The 23739-nt window shown below is 40.3% G+C and carries 21 protein-coding genes and 1 other RNA gene; 5 read left to right on the forward strand and 17 right to left on the reverse strand.

Features of this window, described 5'->3' with window-relative positions:
• Positions 1–14: 14 nt before the first annotated feature.
• The gene (gene dnaB, locus M2273_RS01980; protein ID WP_429392326.1) at positions 15–1580 is read right to left on the reverse strand and encodes a replicative DNA helicase; all 1566 of its coding nucleotides are present in this window, start codon (positions 1578–1580) and stop codon (positions 15–17) included.
• A 326-nt stretch (positions 1581–1906) separates the two neighbouring features.
• Here dnaB and rlmB point away from each other — a divergent pair, with 326 nt between their 5' ends.
• Positions 1907–2680 (forward strand): 23S rRNA (guanosine(2251)-2'-O)-methyltransferase RlmB, encoded by a 774-nt coding sequence (gene rlmB, locus M2273_RS01985; RefSeq protein ID WP_429392329.1) that lies wholly within the window; start codon positions 1907–1909, stop codon positions 2678–2680.
• 129 nt (positions 2681–2809) lie between these two features.
• Here the strand turns inward: rlmB and M2273_RS01990 are convergent, their stop codons facing one another.
• A complete protein-coding gene (locus tag M2273_RS01990; protein WP_429392332.1) occupies positions 2810–3895 on the reverse strand; it encodes a mannose-1-phosphate guanylyltransferase in 1086 nt (361 codons plus the stop codon).
• Positions 3896–4143: 248 nt separating this feature from the next.
• Here M2273_RS01990 and recQ point away from each other — a divergent pair, with 248 nt between their 5' ends.
• Entirely contained in the window at positions 4144–6336 is a 2193-nt protein-coding gene (gene recQ, locus M2273_RS01995; RefSeq protein ID WP_429393987.1) for a DNA helicase RecQ, read from the forward strand.
• Between the two features lie 77 nt (positions 6337–6413).
• Here the strand turns inward: recQ and M2273_RS02000 are convergent, their stop codons facing one another.
• Genes M2273_RS02000 through M2273_RS02015 form a run of 4 tightly spaced genes read right to left on the reverse strand, consistent with a single transcriptional unit; the run spans position 6414 to position 10138 of the window.
• Positions 6414–6896 carry a hypothetical protein gene (locus tag M2273_RS02000; RefSeq protein ID WP_429392335.1) on the reverse strand — a complete coding sequence of 161 codons (483 nt, stop codon included), beginning with the start codon at positions 6894–6896 and terminating at the stop codon, positions 6414–6416.
• Between the two features lie 39 nt (positions 6897–6935).
• Positions 6936–7586, reverse strand: a complete 651-nt coding sequence (locus tag M2273_RS02005) for a carbohydrate-binding protein (protein ID WP_429392338.1) — start codon at positions 7584–7586, stop codon at positions 6936–6938.
• Positions 7583–9475 (reverse strand): OmpA family protein, encoded by a 1893-nt coding sequence (locus M2273_RS02010; protein ID WP_429392341.1) that lies wholly within the window; start codon positions 9473–9475, stop codon positions 7583–7585. Before M2273_RS02010 ends, M2273_RS02005 begins: the two co-directional genes overlap by 4 nt.
• Positions 9476–9514: 39 nt before the next feature.
• Complete coding sequence (locus M2273_RS02015; protein WP_429392343.1) at positions 9515–10138, reverse strand: 7-carboxy-7-deazaguanine synthase QueE; 624 nt, start codon at positions 10136–10138, stop codon at positions 9515–9517.
• A 209-nt stretch (positions 10139–10347) separates the two neighbouring features.
• On the opposite strand from M2273_RS02015, the gene M2273_RS02020 reads away from it, so the two are divergent.
• Complete coding sequence (locus tag M2273_RS02020; protein ID WP_429392346.1) at positions 10348–11112, forward strand: hypothetical protein; 765 nt, start codon at positions 10348–10350, stop codon at positions 11110–11112.
• Positions 11113–11156: 44 nt separating this feature from the next.
• Positions 11157–11495, forward strand: coding sequence for a Rieske (2Fe-2S) protein (locus M2273_RS02025; protein WP_429392349.1), 339 nt, complete (start codon positions 11157–11159; stop codon positions 11493–11495).
• A gap of 82 nt (positions 11496–11577) precedes the next feature.
• Here M2273_RS02025 and M2273_RS02030 read toward each other — a convergent pair whose 3' ends face one another.
• From M2273_RS02030 to M2273_RS02075, 10 genes are all read right to left on the reverse strand, one after another.
• Entirely contained in the window at positions 11578–12252 is a 675-nt protein-coding gene (locus M2273_RS02030) for a DUF6348 family protein (RefSeq protein ID WP_429392351.1), read from the reverse strand.
• A 52-nt stretch (positions 12253–12304) separates the two neighbouring features.
• Entirely contained in the window at positions 12305–13186 is an 882-nt protein-coding gene (locus M2273_RS02035) for a bifunctional 5,10-methylenetetrahydrofolate dehydrogenase/5,10-methenyltetrahydrofolate cyclohydrolase (protein WP_429392354.1), read from the reverse strand.
• A 102-nt stretch (positions 13187–13288) separates the two neighbouring features.
• The gene (lepA, locus tag M2273_RS02040; protein WP_429392355.1) at positions 13289–15076 is read right to left on the reverse strand and encodes a translation elongation factor 4; all 1788 of its coding nucleotides are present in this window, start codon (positions 15074–15076) and stop codon (positions 13289–13291) included.
• Between the two features lie 310 nt (positions 15077–15386).
• The gene (locus M2273_RS02045; protein ID WP_429392357.1) at positions 15387–15848 is read right to left on the reverse strand and encodes a hypothetical protein; all 462 of its coding nucleotides are present in this window, start codon (positions 15846–15848) and stop codon (positions 15387–15389) included.
• A 97-nt stretch (positions 15849–15945) separates the two neighbouring features.
• A complete protein-coding gene (locus M2273_RS02050) occupies positions 15946–17325 on the reverse strand; it encodes a sigma-54-dependent transcriptional regulator (protein ID WP_429392359.1) in 1380 nt (459 codons plus the stop codon).
• 123 nt (positions 17326–17448) lie between these two features.
• An RNA gene (gene rnpB / locus M2273_RS02055) (RNase P RNA component class A) lies at positions 17449–17837 on the reverse strand.
• 148 nt (positions 17838–17985) lie between these two features.
• Positions 17986–18402 (reverse strand): c-type cytochrome, encoded by a 417-nt coding sequence (locus M2273_RS02060; protein WP_429392361.1) that lies wholly within the window; start codon positions 18400–18402, stop codon positions 17986–17988.
• Positions 18399–19046 (reverse strand): SCO family protein, encoded by a 648-nt coding sequence (locus M2273_RS02065; protein ID WP_429392364.1) that lies wholly within the window; start codon positions 19044–19046, stop codon positions 18399–18401. Before M2273_RS02065 ends, M2273_RS02060 begins: the two co-directional genes overlap by 4 nt.
• Positions 19043–19453 carry a hypothetical protein gene (locus M2273_RS02070; protein ID WP_429392367.1) on the reverse strand — a complete coding sequence of 137 codons (411 nt, stop codon included), beginning with the start codon at positions 19451–19453 and terminating at the stop codon, positions 19043–19045. The genes M2273_RS02065 and M2273_RS02070 overlap by 4 nt, the downstream gene beginning before the upstream one ends.
• A gap of 48 nt (positions 19454–19501) precedes the next feature.
• On the reverse strand, positions 19502–19972 hold the full coding sequence (locus M2273_RS02075) for a DinB family protein (protein WP_429392369.1): 471 nt from the start codon (positions 19970–19972) through the stop codon (positions 19502–19504).
• A 295-nt stretch (positions 19973–20267) separates the two neighbouring features.
• On the opposite strand from M2273_RS02075, the gene M2273_RS02080 reads away from it, so the two are divergent.
• Positions 20268–21623: a GH1 family beta-glucosidase gene (locus M2273_RS02080; protein WP_429392371.1), complete on the forward strand. Its 1356-nt coding sequence runs from the start codon at positions 20268–20270 to the stop codon at positions 21621–21623.
• A 9-nt stretch (positions 21624–21632) separates the two neighbouring features.
• Here the strand turns inward: M2273_RS02080 and M2273_RS02085 are convergent, their stop codons facing one another.
• Positions 21633–23717, reverse strand: a complete 2085-nt coding sequence (locus tag M2273_RS02085) for a tetratricopeptide repeat-containing sensor histidine kinase (RefSeq protein WP_429392373.1) — start codon at positions 23715–23717, stop codon at positions 21633–21635.
• Positions 23718–23739 lie beyond the last annotated feature (22 nt).

The raw sequence follows: 23739 nt of genomic DNA on the forward strand, positions 1-23739 counted from the left end.
GGGGGCCAGGGGGGCTAAAACGGTGGCTCATCATCAATATCATCCATACGTGACGGACGGATGATGAAATTGCTCTGTTTCTCGAAATCCTGTGATGGTGCAAGGCCAGAGAACGCGCTGCCTGATGCCGGCGGGAAACCCTCCACACCCTCTTCAAGGTTAGCAAACTTTACGTATTTGCCCACAAATTTCAATCGCACTGTACCGGTTTCACCGTTACGGTGTTTGGCTATAATTACCTCGCCCACGTTATTTGTAGGGTTACCATCTTCATCTTCTGTTAAACCATAATATTCCGGACGGTAAAGGAACAGTACCATATCCGCATCCTGCTCAATTGAGCCAGATTCACGTAAATCCGAAAGCATTGGCCTTTTGGAGTTACCGGGCCTCGTTTCAACCGCCCGGCTTAATTGAGATAGTGCTATCACCGGTACATTAAGTTCTTTAGCTACAGATTTTAATGCCCTTGATATACTACCAATTTCCTGCTCACGGTTACCGCCACCATTCTTTCCTTCGCCTTTGCCATGCATCAGTTGCAAGTAGTCAATAATGATGAGCTGAATATCGTGCTGTGATTTTAAGCGGCGGCATTTAGCCCTGAATTCAAAAATATTAAGGGCCGGTGTATCATCAATAATTAAAGTAGCTTGTTCAAGGCGACCAATTTTAGAGTGGATCTGCTGCCATTCCCACTCTTCCAGTGTTCCTTTACGGATCTTTTCCTGTTCAATTTCTGTTTCGCCGGATATTAAACGGTTAACCAACTGAACAGAGGACATTTCGAGCGAGAAAACCACCACTGGTTTATCAAAATCAACTGCCGCGTTACGGGCGCAGCTCAATACAAAGGCTGTTTTACCCATCGCGGGGCGGGCGGCTATAATCACCAGATCGGATTTTTGCCAGCCTGAGGTCATCCTGTCGAGACTGGTGAATCCTGAAGGTACACCTGTTAATCCATCTTTTTTATCTTTAAGAGCCTCAATATCCTTTAACGCTTCATGCACCAGGTCGTCCATTTTTCGGGCATCACGGCGCAGGTTGCTTTGTGCAATTTCAAAAAGATTTTTTTCAGCCCTGTCCAGCAGGTCTAAAACGTCAGAAGTATCTTCATAAGCACTTTGAATTACATCAGTTGATATCCGGATCAGTTCGCGTTGGATGAACTTTTGTATAATGATACGGGAGTGAAATTCAATATTGGCTGCTGATGCAACGCGACTGGTAAGTTCTGTGATATAATATGCGCCGCCAATCATTTCCAGTTCGCCCTGCTTGCGCAGTTCGGCCGTAACGGTAAGGATATCAACGGGCGATGACTTTTCAAACAGCTGTTTTATGGCTGTAAATATTTTCTGGTGGTTATCGCGATAAAAAACTTCAGGTTTTAAAACATCAATAACAGACGATAAGGCATCTTTTTCAAGCATGAGAGCGCCCAAAACAGCCTCTTCCAAATCGGTAGCCTGGGGCGGAAGTTTGCCCAGCCCACTGTATGGAGTCGGAGTAGTTATTCGGCTTCGGCGATCGTTTGTATTGGGTTTATTCTGCAGGTTATCGTTCTCAAAATTCATAAGGCAACAAAAATATACAAAATTAATTTCGATTTGCTCACTAAAGCGCTAACATGCCATTTTGCCCTTTAAGTTAAACATTAACAGCTACATAAATTTGAGTATTTATAATTAACAGTTTGTGTTAACTATAAACTGGTTACCAACACCCTATGTTAATAATGTGTTAGTTTCCTAAGTTAGGTATTGGTAATCAAATAAATAGAACAATGTTAATAAACATTCAAATTGTTAACTATTTACAAAAAACCAAAATGCCACATTAGTTCAATAAGTGCTTAATCAATTAATATAGCTACTTTTGCCAAAATATTAGATCAGTAAAAATGGCATTTAATTCAAGACCTCAGCGTGAAAGTAATCAGATGGTTTTCGGTATCCGGGCTATTATGGAGGCCATTACTTCGGGAAAAGAAATTGAGGCATTATATATTCAAAGAGGAGTGAGCGGTGGTTTATCGCATGAGCTAAAAGCCCTGTTAACTGAATATAACATTACCGCACAGCAAGTGCCGGTTGAAAAGCTTAACCGGTTGACGACTAAAAATCATCAGGGCGCTGTAGCTTTTATTTCGCCTATAATTTATCAGAAGATAGAGAACATCATTCCCGAAGTTTTTGAAAAAGGGGAGGTGCCTTTAATTTTGGTTTTGGATGCTATTACCGATGTGCGTAATATGGGCGCTATTGCCCGTACGGCAGAGTGTGCCGGTGTGCACGCTATTGTTATCCCGGCTAAAGGTTCGGCACAAATAAATCCTGATGCTATTAAAACATCGGCCGGGGCTTTGTATAAGATACCGGTTTGCAGGCATGATAATTTTATGCAAACCATTAGGTTTTTACAGGAATCAGGTTTGCAACTGGTTTGCTGTACCGAAAAAACGAAGGATGATATTTATTCGCCCGACTATACCGCTCCAACCGCCATCATTATGGGATCGGAAGAGGATGGTATCCGTAACGAGGTGATCCGCATTGCTGATCATTTAGCCAAAATACCCATGTTTGGCGAGATTGAATCACTCAATGTATCGGTATCTACGGGAGTTATATTGTATGAAGCGATAAGGCAGCGGACGAGCCCCCCAACCCCCTAAAGGGGGAGTTTTTTGATTTGCTTGAGCTTTTCCGTCACTCATAAAAGAATTAAAAAGCCCGGCTCTTTTGAAGCCGGGCTTTTTAATGAATAAAGTTTTCAAAAGCTCCCCTTTTAGGGGGCCGGGGGGCTAAATATACTTAGGTCCGAACTTACTTTTCACGTCGGCCACTACCTGTTTTACATTCTGTTCCTGGTCGCGCGGGCAAATAAGCAGGGTATTGTTTGATTCCACCACGATAAAATCATGCAAACCCTGTAATATCACCAGCTTTTCGCCCGGCACATTAACCATACAGTTCGAGGAATCATACATGATCACTTTTTCTGACGGGATCACCGCGTTGCCCACATAATCCTTGTCGGCCAGTTCATAAATAGAGGCCCAGGTGCCCAGGTCGCTCCAGCCAAACTCCGAGGGCAGCACATACACATTATCCGCCTTTTCCATGATCCCGTAATCTATCGAGATATTGGTACATTGCTGGTAGGCTTTATGGATATAGGTTTTCTCATCACCCGTATTGTAAACCGGACGGGCATCGGCAAAAATCTCATGCATCTCGGGTAAATGCTGGCCAAATGCCTTCACTATGGCCCCGGCCGACCATACAAAGATCCCCGCGTTCCATAAAAAGTCGCCACTCTGGATAAAGGTTTTGGCGATCTCCAGCGTGGGTTTCTCGGTAAAGGTTTTAACCTTATGAAAATCATGATTGATCACATGATCGGTATACTGGATATAACCATAACCGGTATCGGGCCTGGAGGGTTTAATACCCAGGGTGATCAGGCAATTGCAGACTGCAGCGGTTTGCAGGGATTTTTCAATTGCGCTTACAAAAGCATCCTCATCCAGGATCTGCTGGTCTGAGGGAGCCACCACGATGACAGCATCAGGGTTCAGGCTTTCTATTTTAAAACAGCCATAAGCCACACAGGGCGCGGTATTACGCATCACCGGCTCGGTTAATATCTGACCTTCGGCCATGTCGGGCAGTTGATTTTTTACCAGTTTGGTATAATTATCATTGGTTACTACGTAAATATTTTCTTTTGGGCAAACCTTCAGGAAGCGTTCATAGGTGTTTTGAATCAGGGTTTTGCCGGTTCCAAGTATATCTATAAACTGTTTGGGATGCGATGAGCGGCTTATAGGCCAGAATCGGCTGCCAATACCACCTGCCATGATGATCGCATAGTTATTTTTGTTCATGTGTATGTAAAAGAGTTTTTATTTGGTTTAGACAGCGCAAAAGTGTACAATAATCTGTTAATTATGTATTAAATAAAACTAAATAGTTGGATAGCCATTTTGTTCACAACTTAAATACATTAAAGAAACAAATTGTTTTTCATTCAATAATCATATTAGTATAAAATTAAAAAGTAAATCCACCGTTTATTCATAAAAATTTGTTACTTTAAACTTTTAAATACATCTCAAGATCACGTTAAACAATGATAGAAACTAAGAAGTCGCTATTTGATAATCTCCAGAATTTTTTCGGATTCGACAACTTTAAAGGAGAGCAGGAAGCGATTATAACTAACATCCTGGCCGGTAATGATACTTTTGTGATCATGCCTACCGGTGGTGGTAAATCCATGTGCTACCAGTTGCCGGCATTAATGAGCGAAGGCACCGCAATAGTAATTTCACCACTGATAGCTTTGATGAAAAATCAGGTAGATCAGTTAAGGGCCTTTGGAGGGTCAGATAGTATAGCCCATTTCTTAAATTCATCACTTACCAAATCAGATATAGGCCGGGTTAAGGAAGACGTTTTAGCCGGGAAAACCAAGTTATTGTATGTTGCGCCGGAATCATTGACCAAACAGGAGAATATTGATTTTTTACGTCTTAACCAGGTATCATTTGTAGCGGTTGACGAAGCGCACTGTATCTCTGAATGGGGGCATGACTTTAGACCGGAGTACCGTAAAATACGCCAGGTGATCAGTAATATCGGCGACAATATTCCAATTATAGCCTTAACAGCTACAGCTACGCCAAAGGTTCAGCAGGATATACAGAAAAACCTGCAGATGAACAATGCTACCATATACAAATCATCATTTAACCGCTCAAACCTTTTTTACGAAGTACGTGCCAAACGTAATGTGATCAAGGAGATCGTGAAGTTTGTAAAGCAAAACCAGGGAAAATCAGGTATCATATATTGCCTTAGCCGTAAAAAGGTTGAAGAGGTTGCCGAAGCGCTTAATTTAAACGGCGTTAAGGCACTGCCATATCACGCCGGGTTAGACCCTAAGGTACGCGCGGATACGCAAGATAAATTCCTGATGGAAGATGTTGATGTAATTGTGGCTACCATTGCTTTTGGTATGGGTATTGACAAACCCGATGTGAGGTATGTGATACACCATGATGTACCTAAAAGCATGGAAGGTTACTATCAGGAAACCGGGCGCGCCGGCCGTGATGGGGGCGAAGGTGTTTGCGTAGCGTTCTATTCGGAAAAAGATATTGACAAGCTTCAAAAATTCATGAAGGATAAGCCAGTTTCTGAACGTGAAATTGGTACACAAATATTAAAAGAGGTTATTGATTACTGCGAATCGTCGGTATGCAGGCGCAAGCAATTGCTGCATTACTTTGGCGAAAACTTTAATGAGGCAGGCTGCAATAATATGTGCGATAACTGCTGTGGTTCAAAAGAGCACTTTGATGGCGAAGAACACTTGCACAGAGCATTAAGCCTCATCAGGCACATTGGCGAAAAATTTGATGATCATCATATCATCAGCATACTAATGGGAGAGGAAAATGCCCAGATAAAGAATTATGAGCATGATCTGCTTGATTATTATGGCTCAGGCAAGGAACTGGGTAAAAATCTTTGGAATTCATTATTAAGGCAGGCCCTGCTCAATAATTATCTTTCAAAGGATATTGATCAGTATGGTTTGTTAAGGTTAACAAAAGCAGGCAATACCTTTATTGACAACCCGCACAGCATACGTTTTGTATTGAACCAGGTAATTGAAAATACCGATGACGATGATGACGCTGATGGCCCTAAACAAGGCGGTGGGGCATTAGATACTCAATTGCTGCAAATGCTCAAGGACCTGCGTAAAAAGCTGGCTAAACAAAAGGGATTACCGCCATTTGTTATATTCCAGGATCCATCGCTGGAAGAGATGTGTACCCATTACCCGGTTACTACCGAAGAATTGAAACAAATTTCGGGTGTGGGTGCCGGCAAGGCACTAAAGTTTGGTAAACCATTTACCGATCTGATACAAAAATACGTAGAGGATAATGATATTGACCGCCCGGTTGATATGGTGATCAAAAGCGCTGCCAATAAGTCGGCTCTTAAGGTTTTTATCATTCAGAACATTGACCGTCATTTAAACCTGGATGATATTGCGGCCTCAAAAGGGCTTACTTACGAGGAGATATTGAAGGAGGTGGAAACCATAGTCAATTCAGGTACTAAACTTAACCTGAACTATTATATTGACGAGGTGATTGACGAAGATAAACAGGAAGAAGTGTTTGATTATTTCCGTACTGCTGAAGCTGACTCTATTGATGACGCACTGGCCGAGTTGGGTAATGATGATTACACCCGCGAAGAAGTACAGCTGATGCGTATCAAATTCATATCAGAAATGGGTAACTAAAATATCCTGAATAAAATTAAAGAAGCCTTTGGATTGAGTTCTGAAGGCTTTTTTGTTGTTCCATGAAAAATCTATGCTTATTCTGCATTTTCGTCATATATCCGCGTATAGTTAGCAAACTCAGTATTTTTTAAATCCTGCATAATTACATTTTTGGCTTTATCAAAGTCAATTACAAAACAGCAAACTTCCATTGTTCCGCTTCCAATACTTCCTCCGTCGCAATGCCCAACTCCTGTCCAACCCAAAGTTTCATCCATTCTGTTCTGTAATCGTGTTCTTTTTTCTACATCCTCGGGTGTTCCCATTCCCTCAACAGCAAATTCAATTAATAAAGTGCAATGTTCTTCAAGATCAACTTGTTCGTAACCATCGTCAATTAACTTATCAATTTCTTTTTGGATCTCCTTTTTAAAGCTCGAAAAAAGGGTCGACTTTACTTCTTTGTCTTGTCCACGTTGCCCAACTATACCCCAATGAACAATTCCTGTTTTTTCGTCTTTGTTCCATGTTTCCCAATAACTAATTTCGTTATCAACTTGTTTATAAAGTTTCAGCATATAAGGTTATAATAATCTCATTATATTAATATGTTCAAGCTATTTAAATTCCAGATAATCCAAATTCATGTTCCCGTTAGTGAGGATGTGTAAAGTAAGCACATGAATACCTTTTTTAAGGCTTATAGTGGTTAATGAATCAGATCTGTTCCAATGATGCCATTGGCGCCATTTAACCGTATCACGGTCATCGTGGGTTGAATTAATTTTCAGGTTTTTCGCTATCTCGTTACCGTCAAGATCAAGTGATATAGAACCATCGCCATTGGAGGTATACATCACATCAACCCGGTAGTTTCTTGATTCTTTAACATTTACTGTGTATTTGATCCACTCGCCCGGTACTGTCCAGCCAACATATAGCTGATCCATTTTTGGTTGTACAACATTGTGTGGGTTGTTATCAATGCTGTCATGGGCTTTTGTGTAAGAAATATCAACGCCTTCATGCATCCTGAACTCGTTTAAATATGCCCCGTTTGCTGGATTAAGCTTACCGCTGCCATTATTTAAACTGTCCGAATCATGATAAGCAACTCCCTCACCACCTGTATTGTAATATTCGCATTCCACTTTGCCAGGTATCTGCTGTACTTTATTTTGCCAGGGTTTGCCCGAATTTGTAGTGGTGTGGGTAACGGCACAAGAAAACAACGCGATAGGGATTAAGCCGAATAATATTTTTTTCATTTTGAAATGATCTTAAATTCGGTTCTCCGGTTTTTGGCGCGGTCTTCATCCGTATCATTGGAGGCAATAGGCTGGGTTTTGCCATAACCTTTATAAACCAGGCGACTGGCTACAATGCCATTAGTTATCAGATATTGATAAACTGATTTGGCCCGATTTTCGGATAGGGTTTGATTGATCTGATCGGGGCCTACATTGTCAGTATGTCCGGATATTTCTATATGTACGGTTGGGTTTGCCGTTAAAAACTCTATCAGTTTCAGCAACTCCGACTTTGATTCTGATTCGAGGTCGAATTTATTGGTGTCAAAAAATATGTTTTTAAGGATCACTTTATTACCTACCTCAATAGGCGATAGTGAAACCGAAATGTTAAATGGATTTTTAGCCTTATAACCTATCAGCGAGAAATTTTCTGAATAAAACAGGTACCCGCTTTTTGATATGTTTAAGCCGTAGTTTTTCCCTGAGGTAATAGTTGCCAGAAAGCTACCCTGGTCTTCGCTGCTATAATCCTGGTAAACCGGCAGGTTGCTTTGCAGGTCAATGATCTCTACAGCGGCCTCCAATGGCGCCTTGCTTTGGGCATCGCTTACGTTGCCTTTAACATAGGTTACCACGTGTGGGCGTACATTTACGGGTAATTCAAAAGTGTATATATCATATCCGCCAAAACCGTTCAAATTATCCGATGCAAAAAAAGCATAATTACCGCTGGCTGTTAAAGTGAGTCCATTTTCATCGCCATTTGAATTTATAGGGTACCCTAAATTTTCTGGTTTTTGCCATTTGCCGTCCTTACCCAAACGGCTTACAAAAAGGTCTTTGTTACCTAAGCCCGGCCATCCGTTCGAGCTAAAATAAAGTGTACTATCATCGGGATGAATAAACGGCGATTGCTCATTATAAGAGGTGTTGATATTTGGCCCCAGATTTTCAGGCTGTCCCCAGCCTTTATCAGTTAAGGTTGATTTCCATATATCATAACCGCCATAGCCTCCGCTCCGGTTACTTACAAAATAAAGTGTACGCCCGTCTGCGCTGATAGATGGCTGTGATTCCCATCCTGATGTGTTTACAGGGGCGCTTAGGTCAAAAGGCTTACCCCAGTCGTCACCTTTCTTTTGAGCAATGTAAATATCGCAACGGCCCATTCCGTCGGGACGGTTACAGCCGGTAAAAAATAGGTACTTACCATCCTGTGATACAGATTGTGCACCCTCATTATATTGTGCCGTATTGATCTGGTCGCTAAGGTAGCTGGCTGTTTGCCATTTACCCTTATTATTCATGCTTTTATAAAAGTCCTCATTATTGCCAATTTTACGGGTAAATATGAGCGTACTTTCATCTGCTGTAGCAACAGGCAGGTATTCATCAGCGGCAGTATTAATCTCGGGGCCCATGTTAACAGGCTTAAATGTAACGGGGTGTTGTACCGCCTGAATGCTGAATTTGCTGTCATTGATCAGTTTTTGGGCGTATAGATTATTTTGTGGGGTAATATCAGAAAAGGTTAAATACTTTTCGAGGTGCTGCTGCGCCTGGGGGTATTTGGCTTCGGTTATTTCACATTCACCAATTTTAAGGTAAACCGAACGGTTAAAATCAGGATTAAGCGCAATTACCTTTAAATATTGGTCTATTGCCTGTTTATATAAATGCCTTAAACGAAATACATCAGCTAACTGGGCGCGTGCTTCAATAAATTTCGAATCCGCATTGATGGCTTTCTGAAGATTGTCGATAGCCTCATCATAGGTGTGGTCGTCCAGATTTTGGTGGGCTGCGGCAAAATATTTTAAAGCTGCCTTGTTAGTGGTAGTTTGCTGTGACCATGCAGAAATAGAAATAAAAATTGATAAAACCGAGATGATTACAATTTTCATCTGTTTTGATACGATTATAATTATCGTAAGTTACAAATATTAAGGGATATTCAAATATTTATGCGTTTGTAACGATATTTCCCATTGCGGGTTATTCATCACATAATCAACTATAAGCGGGGTCATTTCCTTTGATTTTGACCATTCGGGCTGTAAATATAACTTACAATCAGGCGAAACCATTTTAGCATGATATTCGGCCCATTCAAAATCTGATTTATTAAACACGATCACTTTTAATTCGTGAGCATGTTCGGCCACGTGGGGTATAGGCGCTTTAAATTTTTTTGGCGACAAACAAATCCAGTCCCAATCGCCCGAAAGGGGATAGGCCCCTGATGTTTCAATAAAGGTTTTAATACCTTTTTCATGCAGCTGGGTTGTTAAATAATCAAGATTATATATCAAAGGTTCGCCGCCTGTAACCACAACGGCTTTTGATGGATGTACAGAGGCATTAGCCACTATCTGATCGGCCGCGGTAAGCGGGTGCAGCTCGGCATCCCAGCTTTCTTTAACATCGCACCAATGGCAACCCACATCGCATCCTCCAAGCCGTATAAAATATGCCGCTTTGCCGGTATTGTATCCTTCGCCCTGTATCGTATAAAATTCTTCCATTAATGGAAGCAGCGAGCCGTCGTCTGGAATCTGGTGTGCCATAATATTTTGCAAAGCTACCTATTTAAGCCGAAAGCATAAAGGCGAATGGTAAACGTAAGGTAAAACCTTTTCCATTTGTACTTTTTATTTTAATTAATAATGGCTATTATTACTCCAATTATCAAACTATAACCTTATTTCATCAATTATAATTGCCTGTGTAAATTTGTCATCATGAAAGTCTGATCAATACTTAAAACCCTTAAGCCATGAAAAAACTTTACTTCCCTTTAATTTTTTTGGCAATACTTTGTTGTAGCTCCTGCGTAGATATTGAGGAGCAGTACGATTTTAAAAGCGATGGCAGCTGTAATGTAGTTTATGGTTTTGATATGAGTAAGGCGGTATCAGTTTTGGTAAACCTCATGTCTGACTCGGTGAAAGAAACCCCTCAGTTTAGCCTGGTTAAGGACACAATCCTCAATTTTTATAGTGCCATGCCCGATAGCACACAGCAAAAAATGAGCATAGAGGAAAGTAATATGGCTAAAAGCAGCGACCTCTCTATCAACATGAACCTTAAAAAAAGTATCATGAAGGTAAATATCAAGCATGTGGCCAAAAATGCGGCCGATTTGCAATACTATCTTCAAAACCTTTCAAAAATTGCCCTTAACAGCCAGATCAATGCTTTTTCGAGCAGTGATAAAGCAAGCAAAACCTTTGATGCCCGGCAAATGGTAGCCGGACAGGATTATTACTCATATCAAATTACCCCTCATAAATTTTACAGGATAATTGATAAAGCCAAATTCAATGCCTTTTTAAAGAAAACCCAATCAACCTTTATGATGGCCAAGGCTATGCTGATCGATATGCCTTACAAGGTAATCCTCAAATTTGCAAAGCCTGTTAAAAAATTGAATAATTCAAAAGCAGTATTATCTGCCGACAGGAGAAGTGTAACACTGGTTACCAGCATGGATGAGGTGATCAAAAATCCATCTGTAATGAATTTAAAGATCGATTTTTGAAATTAATCTTTATCTTTTGAGCTCTACAATTTCTTACATTCCTAATGAAGTGGTATAAAATATCAGGCATTCAAAATACCGATAAACCATTTATTACAAAAGTTAAAGCTGGTGGTAAAAATATTTGTGTGGTTGGTTTTGAGGGGCAGATCTATGCAATTTCGTCCGTTTGCCCACATGCCGGGGCCGATTTGAGCGAAGGTTTATGTGTTAAAGGAAAAATTGTTTGCCCATACCACCGGTACACCTATAATTTGGCTACCGGAAAAGGAGGGGAAGGCCAGAATGACTTTGTAGCAACCTATCCGGTGGATATAAGGGAAGGGGACGTTTTTATTGGGGTGAACTCCATCTGGGATAAATTGAGGGAACCGTTTAGGTAAAAGAGTGTTACGGTTCTTTTTAAAGTTTATCCGCGGAGTACTTTTAAAAGTAGTTTAGAGAAAGTTTTTTTTTAAATCCGCTTCACTTATCATTTATCTTTAAAACAATGAAAATTCTACAGCTATAAAATTCTATATCAGGAATAATCTGAATTGAAGAAAATAGTTGTTTAGCTTCGCGCGTTGGCTGATTATTTATTAAAAATTCAGTGTTTGTTATTTCACCTTTATGCTGTGAGTAATATCCCCTAAACCAATGTAAATCTTTATTTAGGATTTGCGAATGCATTGCTTTCTCTACTATCTTAAAAAAGTTTAAAGCATAATCTGGGGCTAATAATTTTTCACTGTTTGTTTTCGGTGTTAAGTTGCCTATATATGCTGTAACGCTTTTACGACCTATTTCCCACCCTTCAATGGTTACCTGGTCATGAAACCTTTGATTAGTATGTCCAAATGCCGCCAATAAGGGGTGTAAACTACTCGAGCAAAAATTTTTAAAATTTTTATTTACTGTACTTTCAATATCTAAACCAAAGTCGCCAAAACTTTCAATTATTTGCTCGCCATTATTGATAACAATCATAACGTCTAACTGAGAGCTTATATGATTCTCAATTACAGTGTAAGTCGATCTTGCCTTAAATTTTAACTTTTCTGATAAGTTGGCGTAAATAAACTCTTCATCCTGGGTTATTGACACCTCATGATTAATTAATATTTCTGCCAGTTGTTGGTTTACACTTATTTGATGCATGAAATGGTGAGAATTTCGAAAGTCAACTCAAATATCCCGCTTCAATCGTAAGTTACTTATAAACCTCTTTATTAGCCGAAGCCAAAGTATTCTTCAACAGTCCTATAATGGTCATTAAACCAACTCCGCCGGGTACAGGGGTTATCCACGAAGCTTTTGGGGCCACATTTTCAAAGTCCACATCGCCATATAGTTTAAAACCCGATTTGGTTAGGGCTGAGGTTTCACGGTTCATGCCAACGTCAATTACAACAACACCATCCTTCACCATATCTGCTGTGATAAAATTCTTTTTGCCAATGGCCACGATCAAAATATCAGCCTGTAAAGTAATGCTTTTAATATCCGGTGTGCGGCTGTGGCATATGGTAACCGTACAGTTACCCGGAGTGGTATTGCGTGCCATTAAAATACTCATTGGTGAGCCCACAATATTACTGCGACCAACAACCACACAATGCTTGCCTACAGTATCAATGCCGTATTCTTTAAGCATCAGGGTGATACCGTAAGGGGTTGCAGGGATAAAGGAAGGCAGGTTGCGTTGCATACGGCCCAAATTAACCGGGTGAAAGCCATCCACATCTTTGCGGTGATCAATGCGTTCGGTTACTTTTTCGGGGTCGATGTGTTTAGGCAGGGGGAGCTGAACAATGATGCCATCAATATCAGCATCAGCATTCAGTTCCTCTACTTTTTTCAGCAGTTCATCTTCCGTTACATTATCCTCAAAACGTACCAGGGTTGATTTAAAACCAACCTTTTCGCAGTTTTTGATCTTACTGGCTACATAAGTTTCGCTGCCACCATCATGGCCTACCAAAACCGCTACCAAATGCGGCTGGCGACCAGTTTCTGCTAATATTTTAGCCGCTGCTTCGGCTATTTCAATCTTAAGTTTTTCTGATACGTATTTTCCGTCGAGTAATTGCATATTGCCTCCTAACCCCCTAAAGGGGGAACGATAGTGTATAATAATTTAATTTTTTTGCCCAACCATGCTAATAAAAACTCCCCCTTTAGGGGGCTGGGGGGCTTAATCAAGTTTCAAAACCGCCATAAATGCCGATTGCGGTATCTCTACGTTACCTACCTGGCGCATGCGTTTTTTACCTTTTTTCTGTTTTTCTAATAGTTTACGCTTACGGGATATATCACCACCATAACATTTGGCTGTAACATCCTTACGTAGGGCCTTCACCGTTTCTCGCGCGATGATCTTGGCACCGATAGAAGCCTGGATGATGATCTCAAATTGCTGGCGCGGAATAAGTTCTTTCAGCTTTTCGCAGATCTTTTTACCGAAATCATAAGAGTTACCCCTGAATATCAATGATGATAAAGCATCAACCGGCTCAGCATTTAAACGGATGTCCAAACGTACAAGATCCGATTGGCGGTAACCTATCTGATGATAATCAAAAGAAGCGTAGCCTTTGGATATGGTTTTTAGTTTATCATAAAAATCAAAAACTATCTCGCCCATAGGCAGCTCGAATATCAGCTCAACCCTGTCAGATGTTAAGTACGACTGGTTAACAATACTACCGCGTTTTTGAATACAAAGTGACATTACCGGCCCTACATAATCAGATTTGGTGATGATGGTAGCTTTAATGTATGGCTCCTCTACAAAATCTATCTTGCTTGGATCAGGCAGATCTGATGGATTATTCACTACTATTGGCTCGCCTTTGGTGGTGTAAGCAATGTATGATACGTTGGGCACAGTGGTGATCACTGTCATATCAAACTCGCGCTCCAACCGCTCCTGGATGATCTCCATGTGCAGCATGCCCAAAAATCCGCAACGGAAACCAAAACCTAACGCTGCTGATGATTCCGGTTCAAAAACCAGTGATGCATCGTTAAGCTGCAGTTTGGCCATTGATTCGCGCAGTTCTTCGTATTCATCAGTATCAACCGGGTAAATACCGGCAAATACCATAGGTTTAACTTCCTCAAAACCTTGTATACCGGCTTCGCAAGGTCGGTCAACACGGGTAATAGTATCACCTACTTTAACCTCACGCGCTTCTTTTATACCTGAAATGATATATCCCACATCGCCCGTTTTTATTACGTCACGAGGCGATTGTTTTAATTTTAAGGTACCCACTTCATCAGCAATATATTGCTTTTCGGTAGCAAAAAATTTCACTTTATCGTTTTTACGGATCTCGCCGTTAACTACTTTAAAATAGGCTACAATACCACGAAATGAATTATAAACCGAGTCGAATATTAAAGCCTGTAAAGGTGCTTCAGGATCGCCAACAGGGTGGGGAACGCGTTCAACAATAGCGCGCAAAATATCATGTACACCCATGCCAGTTTTGCCCGATGCCGCCAGGATCTCCTCGCGCTTACAACCAATAAGCTCCACTATCTGATCTTTAACCTCCTCGGGCATAGCGCCGGGAAGGTCCATTTTATTCAATACCGGGATGATCTCCAGATCATTCTCCAAAGCCAGATAAAGGTTTGAGATGGTTTGTGCCTGTATGCCCTGCGCCGCATCAACAATAAGTAACGCACCTTCGCAAGCAGCTATAGAACGTGAAACCTCGTATGAAAAATCTACGTGTCCGGGCGTGTCTATCAGGTTCAGGATATATTTCTGCCCGTCAAGCTCATAGTCCATTTGTATGGCATGGCTTTTTATGGTGATTCCCCGCTCACGTTCCAGGTCCATATCATCAAGCAATTGCGCTTGCGATTCACGTTGAGTTATAGTGTTGGTGTATTCTAATAACCTATCGGCAAGTGTGCTTTTACCGTGGTCAATATGTGCTATGATACAAAAATTACGAATATGCTCCATTGAACCGCAAAAATAGCTTTTTAGGACGAGAATTTGATATGTAGTTTATAATTAGGTTACAGACCTTTAAAATCATTTTTATAAGCTATGATGTAACCAGATAAGTTGCGGGTAAATTAATTTGAGCTTGCCTCAACAAATGTCGGTGTTTCGCTCACTGCAATATCCAATTTACTGTTTTTTTGTCCATAACATCGGTACCCGGTTTAAGTGTATAAACGATATCAGGTCATAATCTCAGCTGCCATTATTGATTTGGTTATAAGGATAGTTCCCCTTTGTGTTATGACAACGATTAATCAAGATATTGTTAGCGCAGCTTTACATAAGTTTCAATGATCTCATGATTGATGTTCAGGCTGTCTATCTTTTCAATCCCGCTCTGGATCAGGGTGTCATTTTTAAACTGAACAGTGAATTTAAAGTCACGGTTTTCCCAATCACGATAATTGCAGTAGGCCAGGTGTTCTGCATAGTTATTGCCAACTAATGTATAAGTTCCGCTGCCCGAGTCAAATACGGGTTTGGTAACCTTGCCCATTTTTTTATCGTGTGTAAAAAAGGCGAAATCTGTACCGTTGAATATTTTTACCATTTCCTGGTCTTTAGGCGGGGTTGTTACCGTTGTATCGCCTTTTTCAATGCTTTTACTTGATATCAAATGCCAGGTGCCTATCAGCGGCTGATCTGGTTTTTGTTCAGTTTTGATTTCTTTTTGTTGGCAGGATGTGATTGCTGCAATGCAGATCAGCAAGGAAAATATTAGTTTCATAATGTGTTTGGGTTTGTACAATGGTAAGTAATTTAACCAAATAAAAAAAGCGATCTGCATTGCTGCAAATCGCTTTTAATAAATACCTTAATTGGTGCTATTCGCCTCTTTTAAGGCCAAATTTTTCGATCTTGCTGTATAGGTGACTACGTTGTATATCAATATCATCGGCGGTTTTCGATACGTTCCAGTTGTTTTTTTCGAGCTTGAACTTAATATATTCGCGCTCTGCAAAATCCTTATATTCCTGGAAGTTATTAAACTGATCAAAATCTGTTTGAGCGGCTCCATTAGTATCCCCGCCGGCTGCTACAGGTGCCGATGGATTGGCAAATGCCCTGACATCATTATCGGTTATGGTTTTATCACTTAGTATGATTAAACGCTCCACCATGTTTCTTAGTTCACGGATGTTACCCGTCCATGGTAATGCCTTAAGAGCTTCCAGGGCCGCATCAGATATTTTTTTAACGGGCATGCCATACTCATTGCATATCTCATCTAAAAAATTTTGGGTAAGCAGTGATATATCATCCTTGCGTTCAACCAGGGGTGGTACGTGTATTAAAATAACGCTAAGGCGGTGGTAAAGGTCCATCCGGAAGTTTCCGGCTTCAATCTCTTTAAGCAGATCCTTATTGGTGGCCGCAACCACACGTACATCAACATCAATCTCTTTTTCGCCACCTACACGGGTGATTTTATTTTCTTGTAATGCGCGTAAAACTTTGGCCTGTGCCGATTGGCTCATGTCACCAATTTCGTCAAGGAAAAGTGTACCACCACTGGCCGATTCAAACTTGCCTATACGCTGTTTAATGGCCGAGGTGAAAGATCCCTTTTCATGCCCGAATAATTCGCTCTCAATCAACTCTGAAGGGATAGCTGCACAGTTAACCTCGATAAGAGGAGCGCTGGAACGGTTTGATTTTTCATGCAGCCAGCGTGCTACCAGCTCTTTACCGCTGCCGTTTGCACCGGTTACCAATACCCGGGCATCAGTAGGGGCCACGCGGTCAATAGTTTCCTTTATTTTAATAATGGCCTGTGAATTACCCAAAATAGGGCGCACTTTTGAAACTTTGCGTTTTAATACTTTGGCTTCTACAACCAGGCTTCCCCTGTCAAGGGCATTACGAACAGTAATGAGCAGGCGGTTTAGGTCGGGCGGTTTTGATATAAAATCAAATGCACCTTTTTTACTGGCCTCTATAGCTGTTTCAACAGTTCCATGGCCCGATATCATGATAAAAGGCAGATCGGGTTTTATAGCAAGCCCCTCGGTCAGTACTTCCATGCCATCCATGCGGTTCATTTTTATATCGCACAATACCAGGTCGTAATCCTTTTTTTCTATCAGTTGTAAGCCGTCAACACCGTTATCTACATCCTCAACCTCATAGTCCTCATATTCAAGTATTTCGCGTAAGGTATTACGGATTGAACGCTCATCATCAATTATTAAAATTTTAGCCATGTTTTATTTCCTTCAAATTAGGTAGTAAAGTTGAACGTGCTAATATATAAGATTTGTATAGAAAAATAAACACTTTTTAATTGTAAAAAATAACCCCTTCCTGTTTAAGGGAAGGGGTATATTGTCAGCAGCAAATCTGTAAGCCGGGTTCTGTATTGCCGGAAAGGCAATTTCTATCATTAATCTGGCCCTGCCATTGCTGACAGGTTTAAACAACCTACCCATCCCGGAGTGATCTGCCGGATGGCAGATTGCGGGAGCGAGCAACTCCGCTTCCGGGACCTATTTGGTTTTTCAACTCCTGAGGTTTACCGTCATCTCCGGTCGCCCGGAAATGCCGTGAGCTCTTACCTCACGTTTTCACCCTTACCCCGATAAATCGGGGCGGTATATTTTCTGTGGCACTTTGCTGTCGCCGGCTGCCGGCGCCTTCCCGTTAGGAAGCAGGATGCTCTGTGTTGCCCGGACTTTCCTCCGCTATACAAGATAGCAGCGATAGAACGCTTTGCAAGTGTAAAGGTAGGGAATTTTTAGTTCAGTTGCGTGGTTTTAGGTTCGGGGTTCGTGTTTTGGGAGGTGATGAAGCATCAAAGCAAAAATGAAATGGGGTGTAAAAGAAATACTAATACCCCTCCTCGAATCCCATAATACGTATCTAAATCAACGGCATTTTCCCAGATCAGCCTCAACCAACTGCACGTTAACTACACCAGCTTTATTGCCGAAAGAGTTGGTTACATAAGTAAGCACTTTGGCAATCTCAAGAGGTGTTAGGTCAGCGGCCGGCATTTCGCCTTCAAAGGGGTGCCCATTTATGGTGATTTTTCCCTTAATACCATTTTTTAGGAAACAAGCTAATGAAGTTTTGTTATTTTTAAGGTAAACAGAATCGGTAAGTGGTGGGATCAATGCCTGTAAACCTTCGCCTTTTTCGCCATGGCAGTTTTCGCAATGTGCCTGGTATATTAAACTACCACCCGAATAATAACGGTTAAATTCTACCTGCTCATCGCTCTGACACGCAACAGCCAGTACAACCAGCAATAAACCTATACTTATAATGAACCTTGATCTCATTTAGCTGCTGCCTCATCGGGTTCGGCTCTTAATATTTTTATGTCAGCAATCAATTTGGTCACCTGGGCAGGGTCGGTACCATCATAAGTACCGCGCAGGCGTTTTTGCTTATCTACCAAAATAAAATAACCGTCATGTATAAACTCGCCCTGCGGATTTTTTTCCTGTACCGATACCAGGTAGTTTTTAGCTATTTGATAGGTTTCGTCTTTAGTGCCTTGTAAAAGCCACCAGGTATTGCCGCTGATTCCCAATTTATCGGCATATTTTTTTAATACGGGAACGGTATCATATTTGGGATCGATGGTGTGCGATATGATCCTGAAATTATCATCGGCCTTAAATTCCTGGTATACATTAAGCATATTGCGGTGCATTACCGGGCAAATGGAAGGGCAGGTGGTAAAGAAAAAGTCGGCAACGTATATTTTACCGTCAAGGCTTTTACCGGTTATAGTATCAGCATACTGGTTAACAAATTTAAATTCGGGTATGGTTGAGTATACTGTATCGGTCACCGTTTTGCCATCTACTGTTTTAGTAACTGGCTGGCGATTGCCTAAAATGGGGAGCGTAGTCTGGTTGTTTGATTTACAGGCACTATAAAGCAGTACAATAACAAGTAAACCTATTAAATTCTTCATTTTTTTGTAGTTGTGGTCAGATATTTATTTGAGCTGTTAACAGCAATATTTATTTGTGAATCAATAACAATGATCTTCTTTTTCTGATCGGCTAAATAATCCATTACCTCCTGGTGTGATTTGCCTTTATTTTCAGCGTCAAATTTATGCATCCAATCGCTCATGGCATTGTCAGCATCATCAACCAGTTTTAAATAAACCTTTGCCGAATCCTTATTTACTATAGTTGAATCATGTTTAATCAGGCTGTCCAGGATCATTTTGTTTTTCATTAAATGCTCGGTACTGCCCATTACTTTATCATGAACGGCAATAACGCTATCTAAAAGCAGTTTTTCCTGCTTTTTTGCATCAGCGCATCCTAATAATGCAACGGCTGATAAAATGGCAAAAATGTATTTTTTCATGATTTTTAAGGATGGAATAAACAATGGCAAATATTACAAATAAACAGGTTAAATGTTGCTTTTTAATATCCTTAAATAATAAATATAGTCAGTAAGCGGTAAACTTTGTACACCAGCGAATTTAAGCTGCTGCCCGGCCTGTGCCCTGGTATGGGTACCGTGGTTAATTACCTGGGTAAAAATATCACTTAGCTGATCCTGTAAATGGTCGCCTTTTGAGTTTTGATAGTTAATTATCTTGCTAAAATCGGCATCGGGCAGCTCCTTTAAATAAGATATCCATGTTTCATGACATTCGCTGATAAGTTCTGCGCAATGCGCAGCTGTAAAATCGGGCCATGCATTATACGGATGGTGCGGCAGATTTTTACAGCGTCCCAGCCATACCCGCTCGGTTGTTAATGAATGCGACAGGAGCTGCAATGGTTTTTGAGGTTCATTGGCCTCTATAATAGCTTGTAATATCAGATCATTAGCAAAGCGGTTATAATTAAATAATTTAATGAAATGTGTTTTCATCCGGTAAAAGTATTAATGAAACAAGTATCAGGCTTAAATCGTTATATTCAAAATATTGGGTTTAATAATATGATAATATAACTGTTACAATTAAGTTACACCAGCGTCTTACCTTTAACTATATAAAAAAGACATAGTTATGAAACTCATCTCAGTTTTTTCAAGGCTTATCAATGGTTTCCGCGAATGGATGATCTTGAAAAGTATGAAATCATCTTTCATACATTAAGTTCGCCGTTAAAGTTTTTCTTTCGTAAATATAATCGCACTTTTGGGCTTTGCGTAGCTCAATTTAATGGAATTAACTGATCAGGATAAACAACTCAACAAACAACTTTTTGGCGCCGATTTTATTTGGGGGGTTTCTACCGCTGCATTTCAGATAGAGGGTGCCCATGATGCCGATGGTAAAGGTGAATCAGTGTGGGATGCGTTCACTGCTAAAAAAGGTAAAATATTAAACGCCGACCATGCACGCACTTCATGCGATTTTTATAACAGGTATGAAGAAGATATTGACCTGATCAAACAGCTTAATATTCCGAATTTTAGGTTTTCCATATCATGGGCGCGCTTACTGCCTACAGGAACCGGTCAAATTAATCAGGCTGGTATTGATTATTATAACCGCATTATAAATTACTGCATACAAAAGGGAATTGAACCCTGGGTTACCGTTTACCATTGGGACCTGCCACAGGTGCTTGAACAAAAAGGCGGATGGACTAACCGCGAAATTATTGATTGGTTTAGTGAATTTGTAACCCTGTGTGCCAAAAACTTTGGCGACCGTGTTAAACACTGGATGGTAATGAATGAGCCTGTTGTATTTACAGGCGCAGGTTATTTTTTCGGTATCCATGCCCCCGGCCGCAGCGGGATGAAAAATTTTATACCCGCTATTCATCATGTTGTTTTAAGTATAACCGCAGGCGGCAGAATACTGCGTAGCCTGTTACCTCAGGCTCAAATAGGTACCACATTTTCGTGCTCACAAATTGAACCGCTTACTGATAAGCCCCGTGATATTGCCGCCGCCAAAAGAGCCGATGCATTGATAAACCGCTTATTTATTGAACCTATTTTAGGGTTAGGTTACCCAGTAAAAGATTTGCCGGTATTAAAAGGCTTGCAAAAGTATTTTCAGCCTGGTGATGAGGATAACATGCATTTCGACTTTGATTTTATAGGGATACAGAATTACACCCGCGAAATTGTAAAATATTCGTTTTTTACGCCATATATAGGTGCCCGAATGGTAAAAGCCGAAAATAGGAATGTTGAACTAACGGCTATGCGCTGGGAGGTATATCCACCATCCATTTATCACATGATCAAAAAGTTTGATGCCTATCCGCAGGTAAAAAATATAATCATTACCGAAAATGGTGCCGCTTTTCCTGATATAGTAAAAGATGGTATTGTGGATGATTCCAAACGCCGGCAATACTTACAAAATTACATAGCACAGGTTTTAAAGGCTAAAAACGAAGGCTGCAAAGTCAACGGTTATTTTGTTTGGACGCTCACCGATAATTTTGAATGGGCCGAAGGTTATCATCCCCGCTTTGGATTAATTTATGTTAACCATGATACGCAAGAGCGCATTGTTAAAGCTTCGGGAAGCTGGTATGCTGGCTTTTTGAAGTAGGTAATTGATTTATTTAGGCAATGAAAAATAAAAAGTGGTGCCATTTTCCGTATCGCTTTCAAACCATATTTGACCGTTGTGCTTTTCAATAATCTGCTGGCAAATGGAAAGGCCCAGGCCAAACGATTTTTCGCCTTCAGTGCCGGGGCGTTTGGCTTCGGTAAACATATTAAACACCTGGCTCTTTAATTTATCAGGTATCCCTATGCCATGATCTTTTACTGATAAATGTACCTTGTTTTCAAAGTTTACTGCTTTAACCAGGATGCTGGCATTTACCGGGCTGAATTTTATGGCGTTACTGATCAGATTACTAATAACCCGCCATATTTTTTCCCGGCTGATCAATAATTCCTGCGGGTTATCTAACGGTTCAAAATTTATGACCTGATTTTTTTCGGCTGCTTTAAAGCGTAGTAATTCAACACTATTATATAATAAAGTATTTATATCAATCAGTTCTTTATTAAGTTTTGCAGTAGCTATGTTGGTAGCTTCCAGTATTTCATTGATCAGTTCGAGCGAATTAAATGATGTTTCTTTTATCAGGGAGAGCATTTCTTTTTGCTCATCTGTATAATCATCCTCGGTCATTACGCTGGTTAATGAGGCTATGCCACCAATAGGGTTTCTAAGGTCATGCGCTACAGTTCGTAATATTCTGTCTTTTTCCTGATTGTTTAGTTCAAGTTTAGTTAGTGCATATTCAAGATGACTATTCTGTTCTTTTATCTGATCATTTAAAGCCTTAATGGCTATGATATCCTGTTTTGATCTTTTCAAATTCCTGAAAACAAGTAAAATGATGATTACTGCCATAGCCGAAAATAGTATGGTCAAATAAATATAAATAAGCTGTAGTTTATTGTGATCTTTAAGGCTATCTATTTGATTTTGTTTATCAAAATTGGCTTGTTGCTGGTTGATGTCAACATTTTTAAGTGTGTTTGTCCTTTTAATTACTGAATCTTTAAGAGACGAGTAGGTTCGTAAATAATATAAAGCCCTGGCATAATCTTTTTTCTGAGTGTAATATTTACTCATTAAATCATTCCAGTTAGGTTCAGCATCCCCGTTACTTAAACTATCCAGCTGTACCCTTAAATTTTTGAGCAAATCAAAAAGTTGATCAGTTTTATTTTGCTCCAGATATAATTGCGCAAGTTTTATTTCGGCCAGCTGGGCGTCGTGGTTATCATGGCCTTTCTGCAGGTTAATAGCAATACCTTTTTTAAATAATTGTTCAGCGGCGTCGTAATTATGGGTTATAAAAGCAATTTCACCCTGGTTGCCATAAATAACACCACGGGCTACCTCAAGCATATTGGGTACATTACTAAACCGGGAGGCGTGAGAATTGATATAATTAAGTGTCATTGTATAGTAGAATGATGCACTATCAATCATGTTAGCGTTCTTATAACTTTCGCCAATATTGCCAAGTAGTTCCTGCCGCTGGTAAAATGCCCTGAAATCGTTTTTATAAGCCATGCTTTGCCCATAACTTGTTTTAAAGTAATTGGCCGCCTTAAGGTAATGCATCTGCTTAAACAATATCATTCCCATGCGATAGGTATATTCGGCTAATATCTCGTTATTGATCAGGTTTTTGCCAATAAAGTAACCCTTATAATAGTAATTATACGCGTCGCTATATTGCAGCAGATCAAAGTAAGCGTCGCCTGTAGCAAAATTGGCTTCGGCAAAATTGACGAGGTATTGCTTTTTGGTGATGCTTTTTTTTGCCATCAACATCATGCTATCAGCATATAATAATGTTTTTCTGGCATTGTGGCTGGCTTTTCTTTCATATACAAAATGAAAGCTATAGAATCGAAACCAGTCGTTTACAAAAGGGTGCCTAAGCTGTTTAAAGCTGGAGTCGAGATATCTGGTACCTATTAAAGGCTCCTTTTTAATTTCCTGATATTGCGTTACAGTATCATAAATAGCTTTAAACTTAGGCGAATAGTCGCCATTATCATTATTGTTGGATGAGCAGGAATGTAAAAGGGTAGAAAATGCCAAAAACAACCATAGCGCATGTTTGTGAACAATACGTTTTAAAATGGAAGAAAAGTAAGGGTATGACATTTAAGTTACGTAATAACAAATA

Source organism: Mucilaginibacter lappiensis (assembly GCF_050433765.1).
Taxonomy (GTDB): Bacteria; Bacteroidota; Bacteroidia; order Sphingobacteriales; family Sphingobacteriaceae; genus Mucilaginibacter; species Mucilaginibacter lappiensis_A.

Bases quoted from the DNA above. Each gene is read 5' to 3' on its own strand.
- M2273_RS02050 (WP_429392359.1), bottom strand. From the start codon at position 17,325: ATGGCTAAAATTTTAATAATTGATGATGAGCGTTCAATCCGTAATACC.
- M2273_RS02010 (WP_429392341.1), bottom strand. From the start codon at position 9,475: ATGAAAATTGTAATCATCTCGGTTTTATCAATTTTTATTTCTATTTCT.
- M2273_RS02080 (WP_429392371.1), top strand. From the start codon at position 20,268: ATGGAATTAACTGATCAGGATAAACAACTCAACAAACAACTTTTTGGC.
- M2273_RS02060 (WP_429392361.1), bottom strand. From the start codon at position 18,402: ATGAGATCAAGGTTCATTATAAGTATAGGTTTATTGCTGGTTGTACTG.
- M2273_RS02085 (WP_429392373.1), bottom strand. From the start codon at position 23,717: ATGTCATACCCTTACTTTTCTTCCATTTTAAAACGTATTGTTCACAAA.
- rlmB (WP_429392329.1), top strand. From the start codon at position 1,907: ATGGCATTTAATTCAAGACCTCAGCGTGAAAGTAATCAGATGGTTTTC.
- M2273_RS02020 (WP_429392346.1), top strand. From the start codon at position 10,348: ATGAAAAAACTTTACTTCCCTTTAATTTTTTTGGCAATACTTTGTTGT.
- M2273_RS02015 (WP_429392343.1), bottom strand. From the start codon at position 10,138: ATGGCACACCAGATTCCAGACGACGGCTCGCTGCTTCCATTAATGGAA.
- M2273_RS02000 (WP_429392335.1), bottom strand. From the start codon at position 6,896: ATGCTGAAACTTTATAAACAAGTTGATAACGAAATTAGTTATTGGGAA.
- M2273_RS02045 (WP_429392357.1), bottom strand. From the start codon at position 15,848: ATGAAACTAATATTTTCCTTGCTGATCTGCATTGCAGCAATCACATCC.
- M2273_RS02035 (WP_429392354.1), bottom strand. From the start codon at position 13,186: ATGCAATTACTCGACGGAAAATACGTATCAGAAAAACTTAAGATTGAA.
- M2273_RS02005 (WP_429392338.1), bottom strand. From the start codon at position 7,586: ATGAAAAAAATATTATTCGGCTTAATCCCTATCGCGTTGTTTTCTTGT.
- M2273_RS02025 (WP_429392349.1), top strand. From the start codon at position 11,157: ATGAAGTGGTATAAAATATCAGGCATTCAAAATACCGATAAACCATTT.
- M2273_RS02030 (WP_429392351.1), bottom strand. From the start codon at position 12,252: ATGCATCAAATAAGTGTAAACCAACAACTGGCAGAAATATTAATTAAT.
- dnaB (WP_429392326.1), bottom strand. From the start codon at position 1,580: ATGAATTTTGAGAACGATAACCTGCAGAATAAACCCAATACAAACGAT.
- M2273_RS02075 (WP_429392369.1), bottom strand. From the start codon at position 19,972: ATGAAAACACATTTCATTAAATTATTTAATTATAACCGCTTTGCTAAT.
- M2273_RS01990 (WP_429392332.1), bottom strand. From the start codon at position 3,895: ATGAACAAAAATAACTATGCGATCATCATGGCAGGTGGTATTGGCAGC.
- M2273_RS02070 (WP_429392367.1), bottom strand. From the start codon at position 19,453: ATGAAAAAATACATTTTTGCCATTTTATCAGCCGTTGCATTATTAGGA.
- lepA (WP_429392355.1), bottom strand. From the start codon at position 15,076: ATGGAGCATATTCGTAATTTTTGTATCATAGCACATATTGACCACGGT.
- M2273_RS02065 (WP_429392364.1), bottom strand. From the start codon at position 19,046: ATGAAGAATTTAATAGGTTTACTTGTTATTGTACTGCTTTATAGTGCC.